Source organism: Pseudomonas sp. 58(2021) (genome assembly GCF_017491585.1).
GTDB lineage: Bacteria > Pseudomonadota > Gammaproteobacteria > Pseudomonadales > Pseudomonadaceae > Aquipseudomonas > Aquipseudomonas fluorescens_BT.
This window is the reverse complement of sequence record NZ_JAFGYZ010000007.1, coordinates 208,233-230,290: the sequence shown is the minus strand read 5'-3', so window position 1 is coordinate 230,290 and position 22,058 is coordinate 208,233. Positions and strand designations below refer to the sequence as shown.

At 61.2% G+C, this 22,058-nt stretch carries 21 protein-coding genes and 1 pseudogene; 17 read left to right on the top strand and 5 right to left on the bottom strand.

Annotated elements, in window-relative coordinates:
* The first annotated feature begins 90 nt into the window (after positions 1 to 90).
* The 4 genes and pseudogenes from coaBC (at position 91) to argB (ending at position 4,324) form a co-directional block, all read left to right on the top strand.
* Positions 91 to 1,299 (top strand): bifunctional phosphopantothenoylcysteine decarboxylase/phosphopantothenate--cysteine ligase CoaBC, encoded by a 1,209-nt coding sequence (gene coaBC / locus J5M72_RS10665; protein WP_085606127.1) that lies wholly within the window; start codon positions 91 to 93, stop codon positions 1,297 to 1,299.
* A gap of 5 nt (positions 1,300 to 1,304) precedes the next feature.
* Positions 1,305 to 1,760, top strand: coding sequence for a dUTP diphosphatase (gene dut / locus J5M72_RS10660; RefSeq protein WP_007954445.1), 456 nt, complete (start codon positions 1,305 to 1,307; stop codon positions 1,758 to 1,760).
* Between the two features lie 257 nt (positions 1,761 to 2,017).
* Positions 2,018 to 3,394: pseudogene (locus J5M72_RS10655) on the top strand (phosphomannomutase/phosphoglucomutase); the annotation flags it as partial.
* Positions 3,395 to 3,418: 24 nt separating this feature from the next.
* Positions 3,419 to 4,324 carry an acetylglutamate kinase gene (gene argB / locus J5M72_RS10650; protein ID WP_003229488.1) on the top strand — a complete coding sequence of 302 codons (906 nt, stop codon included), beginning with the start codon at positions 3,419 to 3,421 and terminating at the stop codon, positions 4,322 to 4,324.
* A gap of 70 nt (positions 4,325 to 4,394) precedes the next feature.
* Here the strand turns inward: argB and pyrE are convergent, their stop codons facing one another.
* Positions 4,395 to 5,039 carry an orotate phosphoribosyltransferase gene (pyrE, locus tag J5M72_RS10645; protein ID WP_169432456.1) on the bottom strand — a complete coding sequence of 215 codons (645 nt, stop codon included), beginning with the start codon at positions 5,037 to 5,039 and terminating at the stop codon, positions 4,395 to 4,397.
* Between the two features lie 82 nt (positions 5,040 to 5,121).
* Between pyrE and J5M72_RS10640 the strand changes: the two genes are divergently transcribed.
* On the top strand, positions 5,122 to 5,901 hold the full coding sequence (locus tag J5M72_RS10640; protein ID WP_007920349.1) for an exodeoxyribonuclease III: 780 nt from the start codon (positions 5,122 to 5,124) through the stop codon (positions 5,899 to 5,901).
* 63 nt (positions 5,902 to 5,964) lie between these two features.
* Here J5M72_RS10640 and J5M72_RS10635 read toward each other — a convergent pair whose 3' ends face one another.
* Complete coding sequence (locus tag J5M72_RS10635; protein WP_207865429.1) at positions 5,965 to 6,333, bottom strand: DUF4870 domain-containing protein; 369 nt, start codon at positions 6,331 to 6,333, stop codon at positions 5,965 to 5,967.
* A 29-nt stretch (positions 6,334 to 6,362) separates the two neighbouring features.
* Positions 6,363 to 7,085 carry a ribonuclease PH gene (gene rph / locus J5M72_RS10630; RefSeq protein WP_169432459.1) on the bottom strand — a complete coding sequence of 241 codons (723 nt, stop codon included), beginning with the start codon at positions 7,083 to 7,085 and terminating at the stop codon, positions 6,363 to 6,365.
* 268 nt (positions 7,086 to 7,353) lie between these two features.
* Here rph and J5M72_RS10625 point away from each other — a divergent pair, with 268 nt between their 5' ends.
* The 6 genes from J5M72_RS10625 (at position 7,354) to J5M72_RS10600 (ending at position 12,662) form a co-directional block, all read left to right on the top strand.
* Positions 7,354 to 8,217, top strand: coding sequence for a YicC/YloC family endoribonuclease (locus J5M72_RS10625; protein WP_207865428.1), 864 nt, complete (start codon positions 7,354 to 7,356; stop codon positions 8,215 to 8,217).
* Positions 8,218 to 8,227: 10 nt separating this feature from the next.
* Positions 8,228 to 8,848, top strand: a complete 621-nt coding sequence (gene gmk / locus J5M72_RS10620; protein ID WP_169432461.1) for a guanylate kinase — start codon at positions 8,228 to 8,230, stop codon at positions 8,846 to 8,848.
* A gap of 168 nt (positions 8,849 to 9,016) precedes the next feature.
* Positions 9,017 to 9,280, top strand: a complete 264-nt coding sequence (rpoZ, locus tag J5M72_RS10615) for a DNA-directed RNA polymerase subunit omega (protein WP_003229503.1) — start codon at positions 9,017 to 9,019, stop codon at positions 9,278 to 9,280.
* 57 nt (positions 9,281 to 9,337) lie between these two features.
* Entirely contained in the window at positions 9,338 to 11,443 is a 2,106-nt protein-coding gene (gene spoT / locus J5M72_RS10610) for a bifunctional GTP diphosphokinase/guanosine-3',5'-bis pyrophosphate 3'-pyrophosphohydrolase (RefSeq protein WP_007954439.1), read from the top strand.
* Positions 11,444 to 11,467: 24 nt separating this feature from the next.
* Complete coding sequence (locus J5M72_RS10605) at positions 11,468 to 11,848, top strand: RidA family protein (protein ID WP_003229509.1); 381 nt, start codon at positions 11,468 to 11,470, stop codon at positions 11,846 to 11,848.
* Between the two features lie 73 nt (positions 11,849 to 11,921).
* Positions 11,922 to 12,662: a hypothetical protein gene (locus J5M72_RS10600; RefSeq protein ID WP_169432462.1), complete on the top strand. Its 741-nt coding sequence runs from the start codon at positions 11,922 to 11,924 to the stop codon at positions 12,660 to 12,662.
* Between the two features lie 139 nt (positions 12,663 to 12,801).
* On the opposite strand, the gene J5M72_RS10595 is transcribed toward J5M72_RS10600, so the two are convergent.
* A complete protein-coding gene (locus J5M72_RS10595) occupies positions 12,802 to 13,659 on the bottom strand; it encodes an SDR family oxidoreductase (protein WP_207865427.1) in 858 nt (285 codons plus the stop codon).
* Positions 13,660 to 13,847: 188 nt separating this feature from the next.
* Between J5M72_RS10595 and exbB the strand changes: the two genes are divergently transcribed.
* The 6 genes from exbB (at position 13,848) to J5M72_RS10565 (ending at position 20,654) form a co-directional block, all read left to right on the top strand.
* Positions 13,848 to 14,801 carry a tonB-system energizer ExbB gene (gene exbB, locus J5M72_RS10590; protein WP_207865426.1) on the top strand — a complete coding sequence of 318 codons (954 nt, stop codon included), beginning with the start codon at positions 13,848 to 13,850 and terminating at the stop codon, positions 14,799 to 14,801.
* A gap of 6 nt (positions 14,802 to 14,807) precedes the next feature.
* On the top strand, positions 14,808 to 15,236 hold the full coding sequence (gene exbD / locus J5M72_RS10585; RefSeq protein WP_169432465.1) for a TonB system transport protein ExbD: 429 nt from the start codon (positions 14,808 to 14,810) through the stop codon (positions 15,234 to 15,236).
* Entirely contained in the window at positions 15,233 to 15,982 is a 750-nt protein-coding gene (locus J5M72_RS10580; RefSeq protein ID WP_207865425.1) for an energy transducer TonB, read from the top strand. Before exbD ends, J5M72_RS10580 begins: the two co-directional genes overlap by 4 nt.
* Before the next feature lie 177 nt (positions 15,983 to 16,159).
* Positions 16,160 to 17,089 carry a hydrogen peroxide-inducible genes activator gene (locus tag J5M72_RS10575; protein ID WP_007954418.1) on the top strand — a complete coding sequence of 310 codons (930 nt, stop codon included), beginning with the start codon at positions 16,160 to 16,162 and terminating at the stop codon, positions 17,087 to 17,089.
* A 9-nt stretch (positions 17,090 to 17,098) separates the two neighbouring features.
* The gene (recG, locus tag J5M72_RS10570; protein ID WP_011336566.1) at positions 17,099 to 19,174 is read left to right on the top strand and encodes an ATP-dependent DNA helicase RecG; all 2,076 of its coding nucleotides are present in this window, start codon (positions 17,099 to 17,101) and stop codon (positions 19,172 to 19,174) included.
* A gap of 79 nt (positions 19,175 to 19,253) precedes the next feature.
* Complete coding sequence (locus tag J5M72_RS10565) at positions 19,254 to 20,654, top strand: aminoacyl-tRNA deacylase and HDOD domain-containing protein (RefSeq protein WP_169432467.1); 1,401 nt, start codon at positions 19,254 to 19,256, stop codon at positions 20,652 to 20,654.
* Positions 20,655 to 20,713: 59 nt separating this feature from the next.
* On the opposite strand, the gene J5M72_RS10560 is transcribed toward J5M72_RS10565, so the two are convergent.
* Entirely contained in the window at positions 20,714 to 22,042 is a 1,329-nt protein-coding gene (locus tag J5M72_RS10560) for a hypothetical protein (RefSeq protein WP_207865424.1), read from the bottom strand.
* Positions 22,043 to 22,058 lie beyond the last annotated feature (16 nt).

Below are 22,058 nucleotides of genomic sequence, written 5' to 3'. Positions count from 1 at the left end.
TGATATCGTAGCCCATCTTTTTTGCGGGCGAATTCACCCTGGGGAGGGGGTTTCGCCACGTATGTCACCAACGAAATGAAAGGCAGACCTATGCAGCGGCTGTATCGGAAACGCATCGTTCTGGGCGTCGGCGGCGGCATTGCTGCCTACAAGAGCGCCGATCTCGTGCGCCGCCTGATCGATCAGGGCGCCGAAGTGCGCGTGGTCATGACCCGTGGCGGCAGCGAATTCATCACCCCGCTGACCATGCAGGCGCTGTCCGGCCACCCGGTTCACCTGGACTTGCTCGACCCGGCCGCCGAAGCGGCGATGGGCCACATCGAACTGGCCAAATGGGCCGATCTGGTGCTGATCGCCCCGGCCACCGCCGACCTGCTGGCCCGCCTGGCCCAAGGTATCGCCAACGACCTGCTGACCACGCTGGTGCTGGCCACCGACGCCATCGTCGCTGTCGCTCCGGCCATGAACCAGGCCATGTGGCGCGATCCGGCGACCCAGGCCAATCTGCAACTCCTTGAAAGCCGTGGCCTGAAAACCTTCGGCCCGGCCTCGGGCAGCCAGGCCTGCGGCGACGTCGGCATGGGCCGCATGATGGAAGCCACCGATCTGGCCCAGCTCGCGGCGGACTGCTTCCAGCGTCAGGCGCTGACCGGCAAGCACGTGGTCATCACCGCCGGCCCGACCCAGGAAAACATCGACCCGGTGCGCTACATCACCAACCACAGCTCCGGCAAAATGGGCTTCGCCCTGGCTGAAGCGGCGGTGGAAGCCGGCGCCCGCGTCACGCTGATCAGCGGCCCGGTGCATTTGCCGACGCCGGATCGCGTCACCCGCATCGACGTGGTCAGCGCCCGCGACATGCTCGCCGCGTGTGAAGCCGCGATCCCTTGCGACATCTTCATCGCCTCGGCGGCGGTGGCGGACTACCGTCCGGAAGTCGTCGCCCCGCAAAAATTGAAGAAAGACCCTACGAGCGGCGACGGCTTCGTCCTGCAAATGGTGCGTAACCCGGACATCCTGGCCACCATCGCGACCCGTCCCGACCGTCCGTTCAGTGTCGGTTTCGCCGCCGAGACCGAACACCTGCTCGACTACGCAGCGCGCAAGCTGAAGGACAAGAATCTCGATCTGATCGTCGCCAACGACGTCGCCAACCCGAGCATCGGTTTCAACAGCGAAGAAAACGCCTGCAGCGTCATCGACCGTGCGCTGCACGCCACGGTTTTCGCCCAGACCAGCAAGAGCAAGATCGCTCGCCAACTGGTCACTTTTATCGCCGAACGTCTGAACCAGGTTTAATTTACATGCACGCTTTGCAAGCCAAGATCCTCGACCCACGCATCGGTACCGAATTCCCGCTGCCGCAATACGCCACGCCAGGCTCCGCCGGCCTCGACCTGCGCGCCATGCTGCAAGAGGACATCGTCATCAAGCCGGGTGAAACCGTGCTGATCCCGACCGGTCTGTCGGTCTACATCGGCGACCCGAACCTCGCCGCGCTGATCCTGCCGCGCTCGGGCATGGGCCATAAGCACGGCATCGTGCTGGGCAATCTGGTCGGCCTGATCGACTCCGACTACCAGGGCCCGCTGATGGTCTCCTGCTGGAACCGTGGCCAGACCGAGTTCACCATGCCGGTGGGCGAGCGTCTGGCGCAGCTGGTGCTGGTGCCCGTAGTGCAGGCGCATTTCGAAATGGTCGAAGAGTTCGTCGAGACCGAGCGCGGCGCTGGCGGCTTCGGCCATTCCGGCACCAAGTGATTTGTCTTGTGGCGTGGGAGCCTGCTCCTTCGCCATAAAAATACGCAGATTCATCTGCAAGCTTTACTGCTGAAAATCAAGGCATTGGCAGGCCAAAGCCACGCCGCACAAGGCGTCATGGCCCTTTCACACCACGAACTCTCTGTGAAAACCGCCGTCATATCCTTCAGTTTGAGCTTGCCGTCGAATGAGTCGTCGGTGTGTCCAGCCACTTTCGAGATGGAGCATTTTCGCAGATGAGCACCCCCGCCCAAGTCGCCCCGAAGCTTCCCGACAGCATCTTCCGCGCCTATGACATTCGCGGCACCGTGCCGGAATTCCTCAATGGCGAAACAGCCTACTGGATTGGCCGCGCCATCGGCTCCCAGAGCCTGGCCCAGGGCGAACCGAACGTGTCCGTCGGTCGTGACGGCCGTCTGTCCGGCCCGGAACTGGTTGCCGAACTGATCCGCGGCATCGCCGAAAGCGGCTGCCATGTCAGCGACGTCGGCCTGGTGCCGACGCCTGCGCTGTACTACGCCGCCAACGTGCTGGCCGGCAAATCCGGCGTGATGCTCACCGGCAGCCACAACCCGTCGAACTACAACGGCTTCAAGATCGTGATCGCCGGCGATACCCTCGCCAACGAACAGATCCAGGTCCTGCATGAACGTATCAAGACCGGCAACCTGAGCAGCGGCCAGGGCAGCGTAACCCAGGTCGAGATCCTCGACCGCTACACCACCGAAATCGTCCAGGACATCAAACTGGCCCGGCGCCTGAAAGTCGTGGTCGATTGCGGCAACGGCGCGGCCGGCGTGATCGCCCCGCAACTGATCGAAGCACTGAACTGCGAAGTCATCCCGCTGTTCTGCGAAGTCGACGGCAACTTCCCGAACCACCACCCGGACCCGGGCAAGCCTGAAAACCTTGTCGACCTGATCGCCAAGGTCAAGGAAACCAAGGCTGACATCGGCCTGGCCTTCGACGGCGACGGCGACCGCGTCGGCGTGGTGACCAACACCGGTACCATCGTCTTCCCGGATCGCCTGCTGATGCTGTTCGCCCGTGACGTGGTGGCGCGCAACCCGGACGCGGAGATCATCTTCGACGTCAAATGCACCCGTCGCCTAATCCCGCTGATCAAGGAATATGGCGGTCGGCCGCTAATGTGGAAGACCGGTCACTCGTTGATCAAAAAGAAAATGAAACAGTCCGGCGCACTGTTGGCCGGCGAAATGAGCGGGCACATTTTCTTCAAGGAACGCTGGTTCGGTTTTGACGACGGCATTTACAGCGCCGCACGGCTGCTGGAAATCCTCAGCAAGGAAAAATCTTCGGCCGAGGAGCTGTTCGCGACCTTCCCGAACGATATTTCCACGCCGGAAATCAATATCCATGTGACCGAAGAGAGCAAATTCAGCATCATTGATGCACTGCACGATGCGCAGTGGGGCCCAGGCGCCGACCTGACCACCATTGACGGCGTGCGGGTCGATTACGCCAAAGGCTGGGGCCTGGTGCGCGCCTCCAACACCACACCGGTGCTGGTGCTGCGCTTCGAGGCCGATGACGAGGCTGAATTGCAGCGCATCAAGGCTGTGTTCCATGCCCAACTGAAACGCGTTGCACCTGATCTCCAACTACCGTTCTGATTTCTGATTCACCCGGAGCCCTGAATGACCCTCGAACGCGAAGCCGCCGCCCACACCGCCCAGGTCCTGTCCGAAGCGCTGCCTTACATCCGACGTTATGTCGGCAAGACCCTGGTGATCAAATACGGCGGCAACGCGATGGAAAGCGAGGAGCTGAAAACCGGCTTCGCCCGCGACATCGTGCTGATGAAGGCCGTCGGTATCAACCCGGTGGTCGTGCACGGCGGTGGCCCGCAGATCGGTGATCTGCTCAAGCGCCTGTCGATCGAAAGCCACTTCGTCGACGGCATGCGCGTGACCGACGCCGCCACCATGGACGTGGTGGAAATGGTCCTCGGTGGTCAGGTGAACAAAAGCATCGTCAATCTGATCAACCGCCACGGCGGCAGCGCCATCGGCCTGACCGGTAAAGACGCCGGGCTGATTCGGGCGAAGAAGCTCACTGTCACCCGTCAAACGCCGGAGATGACCCAGCCGGAAATCATCGACATCGGCCAGGTGGGCGAAGTGGTCGGGATCAACACCGAACTGCTGAACCTGCTGGTCAAAGGCAACTTCATCCCGGTGATCGCGCCGATCGGCGTGGGTGAAAATGGCGAGTCGTACAACATCAACGCGGACCTGGTGGCCGGCAAGGTTGCTGAAGCGCTGAAAGCCGAAAAGCTGATGCTGCTGACCAACATCGCCGGTCTGATGGACAAGTCGGGCACCGTACTGACCGGCCTGAGCACCCAGCAGGTCGACGACCTGATCGCCGACGGCACCATCTACGGCGGCATGCTGCCGAAGATCCGCTGTGCACTGGAAGCGGTTCAGGGTGGTGTCGGCAGCTCGCTGATCATCGACGGCCGTGTACCGAACGCGATCCTGCTGGAAATCTTCACCGACACCGGTGTGGGTACGCTGATCAGTAATCGCAAGCGCCCATAAGCGCTCGCGCAAACAAAAAGACCCCGCTCAGCCTGGCTGAGCGGGGTCTTTTTTTGCCCTGAAGACGCGATCAGACGCCGAACTGGGCGCGATAGGCTTCAACGGCTGGCAGGTGCTGCTTGAGCTGCGGATCGTCAGCCAGGAATTCCAGCACCTGGTTCAGCGACACGATGCTGATGACCGGGATACCGAAATCACGCTCGACTTCCTGGATTGCCGACAACTCGCCGTTGCCGCGCTCCTGACGGTTCAGGGCGATCAGCACCCCGGCAGCCTTGGCGCCGTCCTGGGAAGCGATGATCTGCATCACTTCACGGATCGCGGTGCCGGCGGTGATCACGTCGTCGATGATCAGCACGTCGCCGGTCAGCGGTGCGCCGACCAGGCTGCCACCTTCGCCGTGGGCCTTGGCTTCCTTGCGGTTGAAGCACCATGGCAAGTCACGGTTGTGGTGCTCGGCCAGCGCCACGGCAGTGGTTGCTGCCAGCGGAATGCCTTTGTAGGCCGGGCCGAACAGTACGTCGAAAGAAATGCCGCTTTCGGCGATGGCTGCCGCGTAGAAACGCCCCAGCTGCGCCAGGGCCGAGCCCGTGTTGAACAGGCCGGCATTGAAGAAGTAAGGACTGGTGCGCCCGGACTTCAGGGTGAACTCACCGAAGCGCAAAACGCCGCGATCGATGGCAAAACGAATGAAATCGCGCTGATACGCTTGCATGAAAAAAACCCCAAATACCACGGATTTAGCTAATTAGCTTGACGCCGTGTATCATACACGCACGCGATTTTTGGGGCCATTTATGCGGATCATCAGTGTGAACGTCAATGGTATTCAGGCTGCAGTCGAGCGTGGTTTGCTCAGTTGGCTGCAGGCACAGAATGCCGACGTCATCTGCCTGCAGGACACCCGTGCCTCCGCCTTTGAACTGGATGACCCAGCCTTCCAACTGGATGGCTACTTCCTTTATGCCTGCGATGCTGAAGTCCCTGCCCAAGGCGGCGTGGCTTTGTATTCGCGGTTGCAACCGAAGGCTGTCATCAGCGGTCTCGGTTTCGAGACGGCCGACCGCTACGGGCGCTACCTGCAAGCAGATTTCGACAAAGTCAGTATTGCCACCTTGCTGCTTCCTTCGGGGATGAACGGCGATGAGGACTTGAACCAGAAGTTCAAGCTCATGGACGACTTCGGCAAGTACCTGGACAAACAGCGGCGCAAACGTCGCGAGTACATTTATTGTGGCTCGCTGTACGTCGCGCAGCAGAAGCTCGACATCAAGAACTGGCGCGACAGCCAGCAATCCCCGGGCTTCCTGGCGCCGGAACGCGCCTGGATGGACGAGATTGTCGGCAACATGGGCTACGTAGACGCCCTGCGCGAAGTCAGCCGCGAAGGCGACCAGTACAGCTGGTGGCCGGACAACGAACAGGCCGAGATGCTGAATCTGGGCTGGCGCTTCGACTACCAGATCCTGACCCCGGGCCTGCGGCGCTTCGTGCGCAGCGCACGCCTGCCACGTCAGCCACGGTTCTCGCAGCACGCGCCGCTGATCGTGGACTACGACTGGACGCTGACTATCTAAGCGGCCTTTCGCAGACACAAAAAAACCGACATCACTGTCGGTTTTTTTGTGGGCGATCGTTCATTATTTGATCAACCGCCAAGTGAACGGATAGCGATACGGGAAACCTTCGTTGGCCTTCACCCCACCGATGATCGTCAGCACCAGCGCTGCAATGGCCAGCAGGCCGAACAGCACGAATCCGATAATCAGCAGCATCAGCACAAAACAGATCATCGAAGCGATCGCCACGGTGATCTGGAAATTCAGTGCTTCTTTACCCTGGGCGTCGATGAAAGGATCAGTCTCGCGCTTCATCTGCCACAGGATCAACGGCCCGATCAGCGTACCGAACGGAATCCAGATCCCCAGCAAGGCGGACAAGTGACAAAACATCGCCCATTGGCGAACCTCCTGGCTCGGCTTGGGTAGCAGCTCTTGCTCATCACTCATCGCGTCCTCCTTGCGGGTTGCGAACCTGCTCAGTCGGCCAGTGCAGCCTGTTGCAGTTCGAAGATCTCATTCATGCCTTTCTTGGCCAGTTCCAGCATCGCGGTCAGCTCTTCAGGCTGGAATGGCGCGCCTTCGGCGGTGCCCTGCACTTCGATGAAGCCGCCGGTGCTGGTCATCACTACGTTCAGGTCAGTCTCTGCGGCGGAGTCTTCAAGATAGTCCAGATCCAGCACCGGCTCGCCCTGGTACATGCCCACGGAAACGGCACCGATCATTTGCTTGAGCGGGTCGCCGCCCTTCAGGCCGCCGCGCTTCTTGATCACTTTCAGGGCATCGACCAGCGCAACCATGGCGCCGGTGATCGACGCGGTGCGGGTACCGCCGTCGGCCTGGATCACGTCGCAGTCGACGTACAGGGTGACGTCGCCCAGCTTGGACATGTCCAGCGCAGCGCGCAGGGAACGGCCGATCAGGCGCTGGATCTCCAGGGTACGGCCACCCTGCTTGCCACGGCTCGCTTCACGCTGGTTACGCTCGCCGGTGGCACGGGGCAGCATGCCGTATTCGGCGGTCAGCCAACCCTGGCCCTGACCTTTGAGGAAACGCGGTACGCCGTTTTCGACGCTGACGGTGCAGATGACTTTGGTATCACCGAATTCGACCAGTACCGATCCCTCGGCGTGTTTGGTGTAGTTGCGGGTAATGCGGATCGAGCGGAGCTGATCGGCAGCGCGACCACTTGGACGTTTCATAGGAGATACCTGTACTGGGGACGGAAAACTGCGGAGCATTATAGAGCCGCGCACCGCGCCTGGGCACTCGTTAAAAAATCCGGCCGACGACCGAAAGCCCTGAAACGCGCTTTGCCGACGGCCTGCAGCCCTTTGTCACACCGTGTGTTTGGGCGCATCCGCCGCACTGCGCTACAATCCTGCGCCTTTGCTGCCAGTCGGCTTAAATTCATTGATATCGAGCTGCGGAGCTTCAATTCGCGCCGATCTGTATCGCGAGGTCACCGCCATGGTGCACAGCATGACCGCCTTCGCCCGCGTCGAGAAAGCCGGCGTTCAGGGCACCCTGAGCTGGGAACTGCGCTCGGTCAACAGCCGCTACCTGGAGCCCCACCTGCGCCTGCCGGAGTCGTTTCGCGACCTCGAAGGCGCTGTCCGCGAAGCCCTGCGTCAGGGCCTGTCGCGCGGCAAACTGGAATGCACCCTGCGCTTCACCGAGGAAAGTACCGGCAAGCCACTGCAAGTGGATCGCGAACGCGCCGCGCAGCTGGTCGCCGCTGCCGAAACCGTCGCCGGCCTGATCAAGAATCCGGCCGCGCTGAACCCGCTGGAAGTGCTGGCCTGGCCCGGCGTGCTGGTGGCCGATGCGAGCGATCCACAAGCCCTTAACGCCGAAGCGCTGGAGCTGTTCAATCAAGGCCTGAAGGAGCTGAAGGCCGGCCGCGAGCGCGAAGGCGCGGAGCTGGCACGCCTGATCAACGATCGCCTGACCTCCATCGAGGAAGACGTGGTGACGCTGCGCGAACTGGTTCCGCAGATGCTCGCCACCCAGCGCCAGAAGGTCCTCGACCGCTTCGCCGACATGAAGGCCGAGATGGACCCGCAGCGCCTGGAACAGGAAATGGTGATGCTCGCGCAAAAGAGCGACGTGGCCGAAGAACTGGATCGCCTGAGCACTCACATCATCGAAGTTCGCCGGGTCCTGAAGTCCGGCGGTGCCGCCGGTCGGCGCCTGGACTTCCTGATGCAGGAACTCAACCGCGAAGCCAACACACTGGGCTCCAAGGCCTTCGACCCGCGCAGCACCCAGGCGGCGGTCAACCTCAAGGTGTTGATCGAGCAGATGCGCGAACAAGTGCAGAATATTGAGTAAGGCAACAGACATGACCCACAGCACCGGCACCCTGTACATCATTTCCGCCCCTTCGGGCGCGGGCAAGAGCAGTCTGGTCAAGGCCCTGACAGACACCAACCCGGACATTCGCGTCTCGATTTCCCACACTACCCGTGCCATGCGCCCGGGCGAGGTGGACGGAGTGAACTACCACTTCGTAAGCCGCGAAGAGTTCGTGAAGATGGGCGAGCACGGCGATTTCCTTGAACGCGCGGAAGTCTTCGGCAACTTTTACGGCACCTCGCAAAGTCGTCTGCAGCAGACCCTGGACGAAGGTCACGACCTGATTCTGGAAATCGACTGGCAAGGCGCCGAGCAAGTGCGCAAGCTGATGCCCCAGGCACGCTCGATCTTCATTCTGCCGCCATCGCTTCAAGCCCTGCACCAGCGCCTGACCAACCGTGGCCAGGACAGCGACGAAATCATCGACGGCCGGATGCGCGAAGCCGTCAGCGAGATGAGCCACTACGTTGAGTACGATTACCTGATCATCAACGACGATTTCGCCCACGCACTGGATGATCTGAAAGCGATTTTTCGCGCCAATCAGCTGCAACAGAAACGCCAACAAGTGCGTTTCGGCAGATTGCTGGCTGAATTGCTGGGCTGAAACAGCACTTCCCAAAACCGCTGCAAGGGCTTTACATTGGTGCTTGCGGCGCGTTGAAGAGCCTGGTCAAAAAATCAGCGCTTCCCTAATCGCTGGTGATTTTTTAAACTGTTGAGTCCGCTCGCCCAACCGGGCAGCGCGCATATTGCATTCGCTCCGAGGAATACCATGGCCCGCGTAACCGTTGAAGACTGCCTAGAACACGTGGAAAACCGCTTTGAGCTGGTCATGCTCTCTACCAAGCGTGCCCGTCAACTGGCCACCGGCGGCAAAGAGCCCCTGGTTCAGTGGGAAAACGACAAACCGACCGTAGTTGCGCTGCGTGAAATCGCTGAAGGCCTGATGAGCTACGAGTTCATCGCCGAGCAGGAAATCGTCCACGAAGACCCGGTCTTCGCTGCGTTCGAGGACGAGTCCAACGAGGCCGTCTAAGCCTATGCCTGGTCGACGTAGCACGGCGCGGGATCACAGCTTGCGGCAGGAGACATCATGCCGAGCATAGACGCCCTCGCCGATCGCTTATCGACCTACCTCGGCAACGACCAGGTCAACCTGGTCCGCCGAGCGTATTTCTACGCCGAACAAGCCCACGACGGCCAACGCCGCCGTAGCGGCGAGGCGTACGTCACGCATCCTCTTGCCGTGGCGAATATTCTTGCCGACATGCACATGGACCATCAGAGCCTGATGGCCGCGATGCTGCATGACGTGATCGAAGACACCGGTATCGCCAAGGAAGCGCTGCAAGCGCAGTTCGGTGAAACCGTGGCCGAACTGGTCGACGGGGTCAGCAAACTGACCCAGATGAATTTCGAGACCAAGGCCGAAGCCCAGGCTGAAAACTTCCAGAAAATGGCCATGGCCATGGCACGCGACATTCGCGTGATCCTGGTCAAGCTCGCCGACCGCCTGCACAACATGCGCACGCTGGAAGTGCTGTCCGGCGAAAAACGCCGGCGCATCGCCAAGGAAACCCTGGAGATCTATGCACCCATCGCCAATCGGCTGGGCATGCACGCGATCCGTATCGAGTTCGAAGACCTCGGCTTCAAGGCCATGCACCCGATGCGTTCCGCGCGGATCTACCAGGCCGTCAAACGCGCCCGGGGCAACCGCAAGGAAATCGTCAACAAGATCGAGGAATCCCTTGGCCACTGCCTCGCCATCGACGGCATCCAGGGTGAAGTCAGCGGTCGCCAGAAACACCTCTACGGCATCTACAAGAAAATGCGCGGCAAGCGTCGGGCCTTTAACGAGATCATGGACGTCTACGCGTTCCGGATCATCGTCGACAAGGTCGATACCTGCTACCGCGTGCTGGGTGCTGTACATAATTTGTACAAACCGTTGCCGGGGCGCTTCAAGGATTACATCGCGATCCCCAAGGCCAACGGCTATCAGTCGCTGCACACCACACTGTTCGGCATGCACGGCGTGCCGATCGAAATCCAGATCCGCACCCGCGAAATGGAGGAGATGGCCAACAACGGCATCGCCGCCCATTGGCTGTACAAATCCAGCGGCGACGAACAGCCCAAAGGCACCCATGCCCGGGCCCGTCAGTGGGTCAAGGGCGTGCTGGAAATGCAGCAACGTGCCGGCAACTCGCTGGAATTCATCGAGAGCGTGAAGATCGACCTGTTCCCGGACGAGGTCTACGTGTTCACGCCCAAAGGCCGGATCATGGAGCTGCCCAAAGGCTCCACGGCGGTCGACTTTGCCTACGCGGTGCACACCGACGTCGGCAACAGCTGCATCGCCTGCCGGATCAACCGTCGTCTCGCACCGCTCTCCGAACCGTTGCAAAGCGGCTCCACGGTCGAGATCGTCAGCGCCCCCGGCGCGCGGCCGAACCCGGCGTGGCTCAACTTCGTGGTCACCGGCAAGGCGCGGACCCACATCCGTCATGCGCTGAAACTGCAACGCCGCTCCGAATCCATCAGCCTCGGCGAACGCCTGCTGAACAAGGTGCTCAACGGTTTCGACAGCGCGCTGGAACAGATTCCGGCCGAACGCGTGAAGGCGATGCTCACCGAGTACCGCCTCGAACTGATCGAAGACTTGCTGGAAGACATCGGCCTGGGCAACCGCATGGCCTACGTCGTGGCCCGCCGCCTGCTGGGCGAAGGCGAACAACTGCCAAGCCCGGAAGGCCCGCTGGCGATTCGCGGCACCGAAGGTCTGGTCCTCAGCTACGCCAAGTGCTGCACGCCGATTCCGGGCGACCCGATTGTCGGGCACCTGTCGGCGGGCAAAGGCATGGTCGTGCACCTGGACAACTGCCGCAACATCAGCGAAATCCGCCACAACCCGGAAAAATGCATCCAGCTCTCGTGGGCCAAGGATGTCACCGGTGAATTCAACGTCGAACTGCGCGTCGAGCTGGAACACCAGCGCGGCCTGATTGCCCTGCTGGCCAGCAGCGTCAACGCAGCCGACGGCAATATCGAGAAAATCAGCATGGACGAACGCGATGGCCGCATCAGCGTCGTCCAACTGGTGGTCAGCGTCCACGACCGTGTGCACCTGGCCCGCGTGATCAAGAAACTGCGCGCACTGACCGGCGTGATCCGCATCACCCGCATGCGTGCCTGAGCCCACCATTACAAGGAGTCATACATGACCAAGACCGTTATCACCAGCGACAAGGCCCCGGCCGCCATCGGTACTTATTCCCAGGCGATCAAGGCTGGCAACACTGTCTACATGTCGGGCCAGATCCCGTTGGACCCGAAAACCATGGAGCTGGTCGAAGGTTTCGAAGCCCAGACCGTCCAGGTCTTCGAGAACCTGAAAGCCGTGGCCGAAGCCGCCGGCGGTTCGTTCAAGGATATCGTCAAGCTGAACATCTTCCTCACCGACCTGAGCCACTTCGCCAAGGTCAACGAGATCATGGGCAAGTACTTCGACCAGCCGTACCCGGCGCGCGCCGCCATCGGCGTTGCTGCCCTGCCAAAGGGTTCGCAGGTTGAAATGGATGCCATTCTGGTCATCGAGTAATGCGCACGGCGCGGCCCTTCAAGGTCGCGCCGACTGCTCTGCGGTAAAGAAAAGGTTTTGAAAGGATTCCACCATGCGCAAAGCGCTTGCTCTCTCGCTGCTCGCCATTTTCCTCGGCGGTTGCGCCAGCAACCCTGCCGACCGTGACATCAGCGGCACCTGGATCAACCAGATCGCCATCGATGCCGCCGCCAAGGGCGGCCCCCTGCGTGAAGCGCTTCAGGCCTACGGCCCGAACCTGGAATGGGACATCAACACCAAGGCCAGTCAGGCCCGCTACACCAACGGTTTCGAAAACGTGGAAGGTCGCTTGCTCGGCGAACAGTCCGGCGCCTGGAAAGTCGATTTCTATGGCAGCTCGGCCAGCGAGCTGAAACGTGACGGCAGCCAGTTGCACCAGGCCGCCAGCGAAAATGAACCACAGCAGCTCTTCGACCGCGCGCAGATTCCGGTGCCGGAGGGCGCACCGATCGGCGCCAGCTTCGAACGGGCGCTGTATTCGGCCTACCTGGGCGGAAACTGGACAATCGCCAGCGGCCAGGGCGAAGGTGCCACGGTGCAATTCCAGGCCGACGGACAAGTCTCCGGCCTGCCGGGCGCCGACCGCTATGCCCTGTGCCTGGCGGGCGACTGCGCATCGATGAGCAGCGGCAACGACAGCATGTGGCTGCAACAGAACGGTCAGGGCAACAACTGGATCTTCGTGCGCAAAGGCAAGGAGCTTGAAATTTTGCAGGCCGTGAACACCGCACTGGCGGACGAACAACCGCAGTTCACCCCGGGTGAGCGCAAGTGGTTGCTCGAGAAGCAGTAACCAGCCTCTGAAGCTACAGAGATCCCATGTGGGAGCGAGCCTGCTCGCGATAGCAGTCTGACAGTCAGCATCAATGTTGAATGTTATGACCTCATCGCGAGCAGGCTCGCTCCCACATTTACTTTGTAATGCCTGAAAGTCAGCAGCGCCCCTCAAGAATCGCGGCATACCCCTCACGATAACTCGGATACTTCGGCACCCAGCCCAGCGCCTTCGCACGGGCATTGCTGCAACGTTTGCTGCCGGTGCGGCGCACGCTCTCGTCTTCCGACCATTCGGTGACACCCAGATACTCGCGCAGCCACGCCACCACCTCGGCCAAAGGCGCCGGCGCGTCGTCCACGCCGATATAGATGTCATCCAGCGCCACGCCCTTGCGATCCGCTTCCAGCAGAAACGCCATCAACCCCGCCGCATCATCGGCATGGATGCGATTGCCATACAGCGGCGGGTCGACCGCCACCCGATATCCCCGACGTACCTGGGTCAGCAGCCATTCACGGCCGGGGCCGTAAATGCCGGTCAGGCGCACGATGCTCGCAGGAATACCGCTGTTGAGCGCAACCTGCTCGGCCTCCAGCATCACCCGACCGGAATAACCCGCGGCAACGGTTTCGGATTTTTCATCGACCCATTCGCCGTTCTGCTGCCCGTAAACACTGCTGCTGGAAACGAACAGCAACCGCTCAGGCTCCTGACCGTAATCGTTCAGCCAACCCAGCACATGCTGCAACCCCTGCACATACGCCGCGCGATAACCGGCCTCATCGTGATCGGTGGCCGCCGCGCTATACACCAGGTAATCGATGGCACCCACCGGCCAGGTCTCGGGGCAATCCTCATTGAACAAGTCACCGGCGACACCGATAACGCCGTCCGGTAAACGTGAAATATTCCGGCGCAGGCCATACACCTGAAAGCCGGCAGCCAGCAATTGCGTGGCCAGACGGCTGCCGACATCACCGCAACCGGCGATCAAAACAGAGGGCGCGGACATCAAAAATCTCCCATCGGAAAGCGACAGACTAGCCTCGACAGGGGACGAGCGGCTAGCAATGAAGGAAAAAAAGCAACTCTATTACTTCTGTTAACAAGAATTACTTGCAATAATGCACGTCACTTTTGTTCTCGGCCTCACGAGGCCTGGAAGAGCATCACCGTTTTTCTATCTCAGGTCCGGCCAGCATGACACGCATTCAAAACCCCGCTTCGCCAACCAACCGACCTCGCGCCTGGAGCGCAGTGGCTGCCCTGCTCCTCAGCCTGATGCTGGCGCCGGCCGCCGCCTTCGCTGACGCACAAACCCCGGCCGCACCAGCCGCCACCGAGCAGAGCGCTCCGGCCGCCGCACCTGCCGCGACCGTTCCGGTGCAGGCCGTAGACGCCAGCGCCGCCGACGCACCGGAAGTCCTCGAAGCCGACAACTCCCTGGGCATGGCCCACGACCTGTCGCCATGGGGCATGTACAAGAATGCCGACATCATCGTGAAAATCGTGATGATCGGTCTGGCCATCGCTTCGATCATCACCTGGACCATCTGGATTGCCAAAGGGTTCGAGCTGATGGGTGCCAAACGTCGCCTGCGTGGCGAAATCGCCGCCCTGAAGAAAGCCACCACCCTCAAGGAAGCCAGCACCACCGCAGCGAAAGAAGGCACCCTCGCCAACCTGCTGGTGCATGACGCCCTCGAAGAAATGCGCCTGTCGGCCAATTCCCGCGAGAAAGAAGGCATCAAGGAACGCGTCAGCTTCCGCCTCGAGCGTCTGGTGGCCGCCTGTGGCCGCAACATGAGCAGCGGCACCGGCGTGCTCGCCACCATCGGCTCCACCGCACCGTTCGTCGGCCTGTTCGGCACCGTGTGGGGCATCATGAACAGCTTCATCGGCATCGCCAAAACCCAGACCACCAACCTTGCTGTCGTAGCACCGGGTATCGCTGAAGCGTTGCTGGCTACCGCACTGGGTCTGGTGGCCGCGATTCCTGCCGTGGTCATCTACAACGTGTTCGCCCGCTCCATCGCCGGTTACAAGGCTCAGGTGTCCGATGCATCGGCAGAAGTCCTGCTGCTGGTCAGCCGCGACCTCGACCACCAGCCTGAGCGCAGCAGCTCGCAGCCGCACATGGTCAAAGTGGGGTAATCGGCCATGGGCCTGCATTTGAAAGAAGGCGCAGACGACGATCTGGCCGAGAACCACGAAATCAACGTCACGCCGTTCATCGACGTGATGCTGGTGCTGCTGATCATTTTCATGGTGGCCGCGCCTTTGGCCACCGTGGACATCAAAGTCGACCTGCCCGCCTCGACCGCCAAACCGGCGCCGCGGCCGGAGAAACCGGTGTTCCTCAGCGTAAAGGCTGATCAGCGCCTGTACATCGGTGACGACGAAGTCAAGGCCGAAACCCTCGGCGCCATGCTCGACGCCAGGACTCAGGGCAAAAAAGACACCACCATCTTCTTCCAGGCCGACAAAGGCGTGGACTACGGCGACCTGATGAGCGTGATGGACAAGCTGCGCAGCGCCGGTTATCTGAAAGTCGGTCTGGTCGGCCTTGAGAGCGCAGTCAAGAAATGATCACGACGCGCCATAAGCTGACGCGTTACAGCGGTAGCCTGGCCGTGGTGCTGGGTGTGCATGCGCTGGCCATCGCGCTGGCGCTTAACTGGACCACCCGCCCTCCCATCGAATTGCCGCCGCAGGCGATGATGGTCGAGCTGGCACCGGTTCCGGCCCCGCCACCGCCTGCACCGCCAAAAGTCGTCACGCCACCGCAGCCACCGGCTCCGGTTGAAGAACTGCCAATCCCGAAACTGGCCGAAGCACCCAAGGCAGAAATTGCCGTGCCCAAGCCCAAACCAAAACCCAAGCCCAAACCGCAACCGCCGAAGCCGATCGAGAAGAAACCGGAACCCGTGAAGGAAAAACCTTCCGAGGAAAAACCGGCAGAACCTCAGCAGACCCAGGCACCAACGGAGAAATCCGCCCAGCCGGCACCAGGTCCGTCGCCAGCACAACTGGCGGCCAAGGCCAGCTGGCAGGGTGCGCTGCTCGCGCATCTGCAGAAGTACAAAAAGTACCCGGACAGCGCCAGGTCACGGAACAAGACCGGTACCAACCGCCTGCGTTTCGTGGTCGATGGCGAAGGCAATGTGCTGTCGTTCGAGCTGGTGGACCGCTCCGGCAACGCTGATCTGGACCGGGCCACCCTGGAAATGATCCGTCGTGCCCAGCCGCTGCCCAAACCACCGGCGGACATGCTGAACAACGGCTCCATCGAAATTGTTGCGCCGTTTGTGTACTCGATCGAGAAGCGCCGCTGACGCACAACGCCCCCGTTGGAGTTGCACCGGACAGACAAAGGCACCGAAAGGTGCCTTTGTCATATCTGCAAACGGCAAACAGGCATTGTCCGGTGTGGCATTCATCACTCAGTCTGATAACGTGCGTCTATCGATTGCAGCCGGTATGCTTGGCCCGCATCTTCATGGACGCTTGCTATGACCCTCACAGAATTACGCTACATCGTTACCCTCGCCCAAGAGCAGCATTTCGGCCACGCGGCCGAGCGTTGCCACGTCAGCCAGCCGACCCTGTCGGTGGGCGTGAAAAAGCTTGAAGACGAACTCGGTGTGCTGATTTTCGAGCGCAGCAAAAGCGCCGTGCGCCTGACCCCGGTCGGTGAAGGCATCGTCGCCCAGGCGCAGAAAGTACTGGAGCAGGCCCAAGGCATCCGCGAACTGGCCCAGGCCGGCAAGAACCAGCTGACCGCCCCGCTGAAAGTCGGCGCGATCTACACCGTCGGCCCGTACCTGTTCCCGCATCTGATTCCACAACTGCACCGGGTCGCCCCGCAGATGCCGTTGTACATCGAAGAAAACTTCACCCACGTGCTGCGCGACAAACTGCGCAACGGCGAACTGGACGCGATCATCATCGCCCTGCCGTTCAACGAAGCCGACGTGCTGACCCTGCAACTCTACGACGAGCCGTTCTACGTCCTGATGCCGGCCCAGCACCCGTGGACCCAGAAAGAGTCCATCGACGCCGCCCTGCTCAACGACAAGAGCCTGCTGCTGCTCGGTGAAGGCCACTGCTTCCGCGATCAGGTGCTGGAAGCCTGCCCGACCCTGACCAAGGGCAACGACGGCGCCAAGCACACCACGGTGGAATCCAGCTCGCTGGAAACCATTCGCCACATGGTCGCGTCCGGCCTGGGCATCTCGATCCTGCCGCTGTCGGCGGTGGACAGCCATCACTACGCTCCGGGCGTGATCGAAGTGCGTCCGTTGTCGGCACCGGTGCCATTCCGCACCGTGGCCATTGCCTGGCGCGCCAGCTTCCCGCGGCCGAAAGCCATCGAGATCCTCGCCGACTCCATACGCCTGTGCTCGGTCGCCAAACCTGCCGCGCCGGTTACGGCCGGTTAAGTCAGCGTCATGACTGAGCTGTCGCAGGTCTCGGTCACCGCACTCAAGGGTGTCGGTGAAGCCATGGCCGAGAAACTGGCCAAGGTCGGCCTGGAAAACCTTCAGGACGTGCTGTTCCACCTGCCGCTGCGTTATCAGGATCGCACCCGCGTGGTGCCGATCGGCGCGTTGCGGCCGGGACAGGACGCCGTGGTCGAAGGTACCGTCAGCGGTGCCGACGTGGTCATGGGCCGGCGCCGCAGTCTCGTGGTGCGCTTGCAGGACGGCACCGGTGGACTGAGCCTGCGTTTCTACCATTTCAGCAACGCGCAGAAAGAAGGCCTCAAGCGCGGCACGCGGATTCGCTGCTACGGCGAAGCACGGCCCGGCGCCTCGGGGCTGGAGATCTATCACCCGGAATACCGCGCCATCAACGGCGACGAACCGCCGCCGGTGGATGAAACCCTGACCCCGGTCTACCCGCTGACCGAAGGCTTGACCCAGGCCCGCCTGCGTCAGTTGTGCATGCAGACCCTGACCCTGCTCAAGCCGGCCACCCTGCCCGACTGGCTGCCGACCGAACTGGCTCGCGACTATCAACTGGCGCCGCTGGCCGATGCGATCCGCTACCTGCACAACCCGCCCGCCGATGCCGACGTCGACGAACTCGCCCTCGGTCATCACTGGGCCCAGCATCGTCTGGCCTTCGAAGAACTGCTGACCCATCAACTGTCCCAGCAGCGCCTGCGCGAAAGCATGCGCTCCCTGCGCGCACCGGCGATGCCGAAAGCCACGAAGCTGCCGGCGAAATACCTGGCCAACCTCGGCTTCAACCCGACCGGCGCGCAACAGCGGGTCGGCAACGAAATCGCCTACGACCTCAGCCAGCACGAACCGATGCTGCGGCTGATTCAGGGCGACGTCGGCGCGGGCAAAACCGTGGTCGCCGCCCTCGCTGCGCTGCAAGCGCTGGAGGCGGGTTATCAGGTCGCCCTGATGGCGCCGACCGAGATCCTCGCCGAACAGCACTTCATCACCTTCAAGCGCTGGCTCGAACCGCTGGGCATCGACGTGGCGTGGCTGGCTGGCAAGCTCAAGGGCAAGAACCGCGTCGCCGCGCTGGAGCAGATCGCCAGCGGCACGCCGATGGTGGTCGGCACCCACGCGCTGTTCCAGGACGAAGTGCAGTTCAAGAACCTCGCACTGGTGATCATCGACGAACAGCACCGCTTCGGCGTGCAGCAGCGTCTGGCGTTGCGGCAGAAAGGCGTCGGCGGGCGCATGTGTCCGCACCAATTGATCATGACCGCCACGCCGATTCCGCGGACGCTGGCGATGAGCGCCTACGCCGACCTCGACACCTCAATCCTCGACGAGCTGCCGCCCGGCCGAACCCCGGTCAACACCGTACTGGTCACCGACACCCGCCGCGTCGAAGTCATCGAGCGGGTGCGCAGTGCCTGCGCCGAGGGCCGTCAGGCCTATTGGGTGTGCACGCTGATTGAAGAGTCCGAAGAACTGACCTGCCAGGCCGCCGAAACCACTTTCGAAGACCTGACCGCCGCCCTCGGCGAACTGAAGGTCGGGCTGATCCACGGCCGCATGAAACCCGCCGAGAAAGCCGCCGTCATGGCCGAGTTCAAGGCCGGCAACCTGCAACTGCTGGTTGCCACCACCGTGATCGAAGTCGGCGTTGACGTACCCAACGCCAGCCTGATGATCATCGAAAACCCCGAGCGCCTGGGCCTTGCGCAACTGCACCAGTTGCGTGGCCGCGTCGGCCGGGGCAGCGCGGTCAGCCATTGCGTGTTGCTCTACCATCCGCCGCTGTCACAGATCGGCCGCCAGCGCCTGGGCATCATGCGCGAGACCAACGACGGTTTCGTCATCGCCGAAAAAGACCTCGAACTGCGCGGCCCCGGCGAGATGCTTGGCACCCGCCAGACCGGTCTGCTGCAATTCAAGGTCGCCGACCTGATGCGCGACGCCGATCTGCTGCCCGCCGTGCGCGATGCCGCCCAGGCCTTGCTTGAGCGCTGGCCCACCCACGTCAGCCCGCTGCTCGACCGCTGGCTGCGACACGGGCAGCAATACGGCCAAGTGTGAGCACCGTCGCAGTTTCTGACAGCTCGTTCCAACCAAGCTGGTTATACTCCAGCAATTGTTTCAAAAACGGATACAGACCATGACCGAAGCTGCTCTCGCCCCCGAATCCCCGCACGCTCCGTCTGTTATTCGGCTGCTGCTCAACAAGCTGGGCGTCGCCTACGAAGAGGTACTCGACCACCACGGCCTCAATGCTTCGCGCAAAGTGCAGGCCGTGTTGCTGGACGACGCAGTCGGTGCACTGATGGTGCTGTTTCCACAGAGCCAGTTGCTGGATCTCAACCGCCTCGCCGAGCTGACGGGCCGTCGCCTGACCGCCGTGTCCACCGAGCGCCTGGAAAAGATGCTCGGCAAACACAGCCTGAGCCTGCTGCCGGGCCTGCCGGCGCTGACCAGTTCGCCGTGCCTCTACGAAGAAAGCCTGCTGCGCGAGCCGAAGTTGCTGATCAACTCCGGCGAGCCGGGCCTGCTGCTGGAAATCGCCAGCGAAGACTTCAAGACCATGCTGACCAAGGCCAGCGCCGCCAACTTCGGCGAAGCCCTGAGCAGCATCCGCCCGAACCTCGACCGCCCGGACGATGACCGCGAGGAAATCACCCAGGCCGTGCAGGCGTTCACCGCGCGACGCATCCAGCAGCGTCTGGAAGCGACCATCGAGATTCCGCCGCTGGCCGAAACCGCGCAAAAAATCATCAAGCTGCGCGTTGACCCGAACGCCACCATCGACGACATCACCGGCGTGGTCGAAACCGACCCGGCGCTGGCTGCGCAAGTGGTGAGCTGGGCGGCATCGCCGTACTACGCGTCGCCGGGCAAGATCCGTTCGGTGGAAGACGCGATCGTGCGCGTGCTGGGCTTCGATCTGGTGATCAACCTGGCGCTGGGCCTGGCCCTCGGCAAGACCCTGAGCCTGCCCAAGGATCACCCGCAGCACACCACGCCGTACTGGCAGCAGTCGATCTACACCGCCGCCGTCATCGAAGGCCTGACCCGCGCCATGCCGCGTGCCCAGCGCCCGGAATCCGGCCTGACCTACCTCGCCGGCCTGCTGCACAACTTCGGCTACCTGCTGCTGGCCCACGTGTTCCCGCCGCACTTCTCGCTGATCTGCCGCCACCTGGAGGTCAACCCGCACCTGTGCCACAGCTATGTCGAGCAACACCTGCTGGGCATCAGCCGCGAACAGATCGGCTCCTGGCTGATGCGCTACTGGGACATGCCGGAGGAACTGGCCACCGCTCTGCGCTTCCAGCACGACCCGAACTACGACGGCGCCTACGCCGAATACCCGAACCTCGTCTGCCTGGCCGTGCGCCTGCTGCGCAGCCGCGGCATCGGCTCCGGCCCGGATGAAGACATTCCGGATGCGCTGCTGGAACGCGTTGGCCTGAGCCGCGACAAGGCCAATGATGTGGTCAGCAAAGTGCTTGAGGCGGAAGTGCTGCTGCGCGAACTGGCTTCGCAGTTCAGCCAGGCCTAAAACTCAACAGGCCCACTCCCACAGGGTTTCACAGCTTCTGTGGGAGCGAGCCTCTTTAACTATCCTTTCAACTTGATGACAAAGCTGGCATAAGGAAGGAGCTGATCACGGCCTGCATGAAGTGCACCGCTTACAAGAATGTCGCCATCCCGCAAGATTGCCATATCACCTGTAACTTCCAAATGAGGAGGCTCGTCGAATCCATACCAGCCTTTGCCGTTGAACTTCCGATCCAGCGCAGACGTTAATTCAAAACGCGCAATGAGGGAATGCGTTTTATCAGTTAAAAAACTACTTGCAGTTGTACCCGCGACAGTTAGTGTATTATCTCCCACTCCACTAAACGCGCACCGATGCCACTTCTCGCCCATAGGCTGTAACTTCGTATACAACGGTTGCCCTTCATTAAAAACCCGATTGGGCACCCCATTGTGATTCAAGACAATAATCACGCCCTGCCCTTCTTCAAACCCTTGAGGACGGTCTCCGACAAGAGCAATCAAATCGTCGCGCGCCCTTATACTCATGCCGGCGATGGTCGGGCCAAGTAGCTTTAGCGTTTGAAATTGCTCATCAGACGTTCCATCCGCGTGAAAACGTACCGCGAAAGCCCCCCTTCCAGCTTCAGAATAGAATGCGCCAAACAGCACCAAACGTCCGTCCCGCTGAGACGCCACGCCTCCACCTATGCTATCCAAGCCGCTTCCAAGTTCAGCAATCGCATAGCCTACCTTATTGAAAGTTATATCTAACCCACCAAGAGGAGTAATACGCACGACAGCTCCCGCGCTAGACTCTTGGCTTTCTACAGTGCTGGCGAATACGATTTTTCCATCTGGCTGCTCAGCAAAAGAAAGCCGCGTTGCGGGGCTAGTCCGGTTACTTGCCTCATTGGGCAAGAGATCGTGTCGAGATGCCGAATCTTTCTTGGGTTCCCATTTCTGACCTACTGTTGCGATCCCAAGATCAGCAATAGCAAGTACACCGCCCTTACCGAAACCCTCTACCAAGGCACCACTACTCGATAATCTAATGAGTATTTGACCACGAGTGAGTGTTTGCGCCGATATCAAACAACCGCCATCCCTCAGAGATCCAAGACCATTAACACTGACGTACTCACCAGGCAAAGATATTTTAGCAACGCCCCGGTTCCCATCACCGTACCCGGATCCATCATCAATCTGCCCTTGGCTGGTCATCCGTGCGACATAAATGGACTCACCTCCTTCCTGATAGTTCGCAACTAGAAACTTGTTGTCTGGCAGCGCCATGAGACCATTGCAATCATTTCCAGAAAGTTCTCTTGTAGGAAACGTCAGCTTACCGCCAGTAGCAAAATCCGGATCCGGCTGACCAGGTTGAGTATTTTTCAGATTTCGATTCATTTTCATAAATCCTCAA

Bases quoted from the DNA above. Each gene is read 5' to 3' on its own strand.
- coaBC (WP_085606127.1), top strand. From the start codon at position 91: ATGCAGCGGCTGTATCGGAAACGCATCGTTCTGGGCGTCGGCGGCGGC.
- dut (WP_007954445.1), top strand. From the start codon at position 1,305: ATGCACGCTTTGCAAGCCAAGATCCTCGACCCACGCATCGGTACCGAA.
- argB (WP_003229488.1), top strand. From the start codon at position 3,419: ATGACCCTCGAACGCGAAGCCGCCGCCCACACCGCCCAGGTCCTGTCC.
- pyrE (WP_169432456.1), bottom strand. From the start codon at position 5,039: ATGCAAGCGTATCAGCGCGATTTCATTCGTTTTGCCATCGATCGCGGC.
- J5M72_RS10640 (WP_007920349.1), top strand. From the start codon at position 5,122: ATGCGGATCATCAGTGTGAACGTCAATGGTATTCAGGCTGCAGTCGAG.
- J5M72_RS10635 (WP_207865429.1), bottom strand. From the start codon at position 6,333: ATGAGTGATGAGCAAGAGCTGCTACCCAAGCCGAGCCAGGAGGTTCGC.
- rph (WP_169432459.1), bottom strand. From the start codon at position 7,085: ATGAAACGTCCAAGTGGTCGCGCTGCCGATCAGCTCCGCTCGATCCGC.
- J5M72_RS10625 (WP_207865428.1), top strand. From the start codon at position 7,354: ATGGTGCACAGCATGACCGCCTTCGCCCGCGTCGAGAAAGCCGGCGTT.
- gmk (WP_169432461.1), top strand. From the start codon at position 8,228: ATGACCCACAGCACCGGCACCCTGTACATCATTTCCGCCCCTTCGGGC.
- rpoZ (WP_003229503.1), top strand. From the start codon at position 9,017: ATGGCCCGCGTAACCGTTGAAGACTGCCTAGAACACGTGGAAAACCGC.
- spoT (WP_007954439.1), top strand. From the start codon at position 9,338: ATGCCGAGCATAGACGCCCTCGCCGATCGCTTATCGACCTACCTCGGC.
- J5M72_RS10605 (WP_003229509.1), top strand. From the start codon at position 11,468: ATGACCAAGACCGTTATCACCAGCGACAAGGCCCCGGCCGCCATCGGT.
- J5M72_RS10600 (WP_169432462.1), top strand. From the start codon at position 11,922: ATGCGCAAAGCGCTTGCTCTCTCGCTGCTCGCCATTTTCCTCGGCGGT.
- J5M72_RS10595 (WP_207865427.1), bottom strand. From the start codon at position 13,659: ATGTCCGCGCCCTCTGTTTTGATCGCCGGTTGCGGTGATGTCGGCAGC.
- exbB (WP_207865426.1), top strand. From the start codon at position 13,848: ATGACACGCATTCAAAACCCCGCTTCGCCAACCAACCGACCTCGCGCC.
- exbD (WP_169432465.1), top strand. From the start codon at position 14,808: ATGGGCCTGCATTTGAAAGAAGGCGCAGACGACGATCTGGCCGAGAAC.
- J5M72_RS10580 (WP_207865425.1), top strand. From the start codon at position 15,233: ATGATCACGACGCGCCATAAGCTGACGCGTTACAGCGGTAGCCTGGCC.
- J5M72_RS10575 (WP_007954418.1), top strand. From the start codon at position 16,160: ATGACCCTCACAGAATTACGCTACATCGTTACCCTCGCCCAAGAGCAG.
- recG (WP_011336566.1), top strand. From the start codon at position 17,099: ATGACTGAGCTGTCGCAGGTCTCGGTCACCGCACTCAAGGGTGTCGGT.
- J5M72_RS10565 (WP_169432467.1), top strand. From the start codon at position 19,254: ATGACCGAAGCTGCTCTCGCCCCCGAATCCCCGCACGCTCCGTCTGTT.
- J5M72_RS10560 (WP_207865424.1), bottom strand. From the start codon at position 22,042: ATGAATCGAAATCTGAAAAATACTCAACCTGGTCAGCCGGATCCGGAT.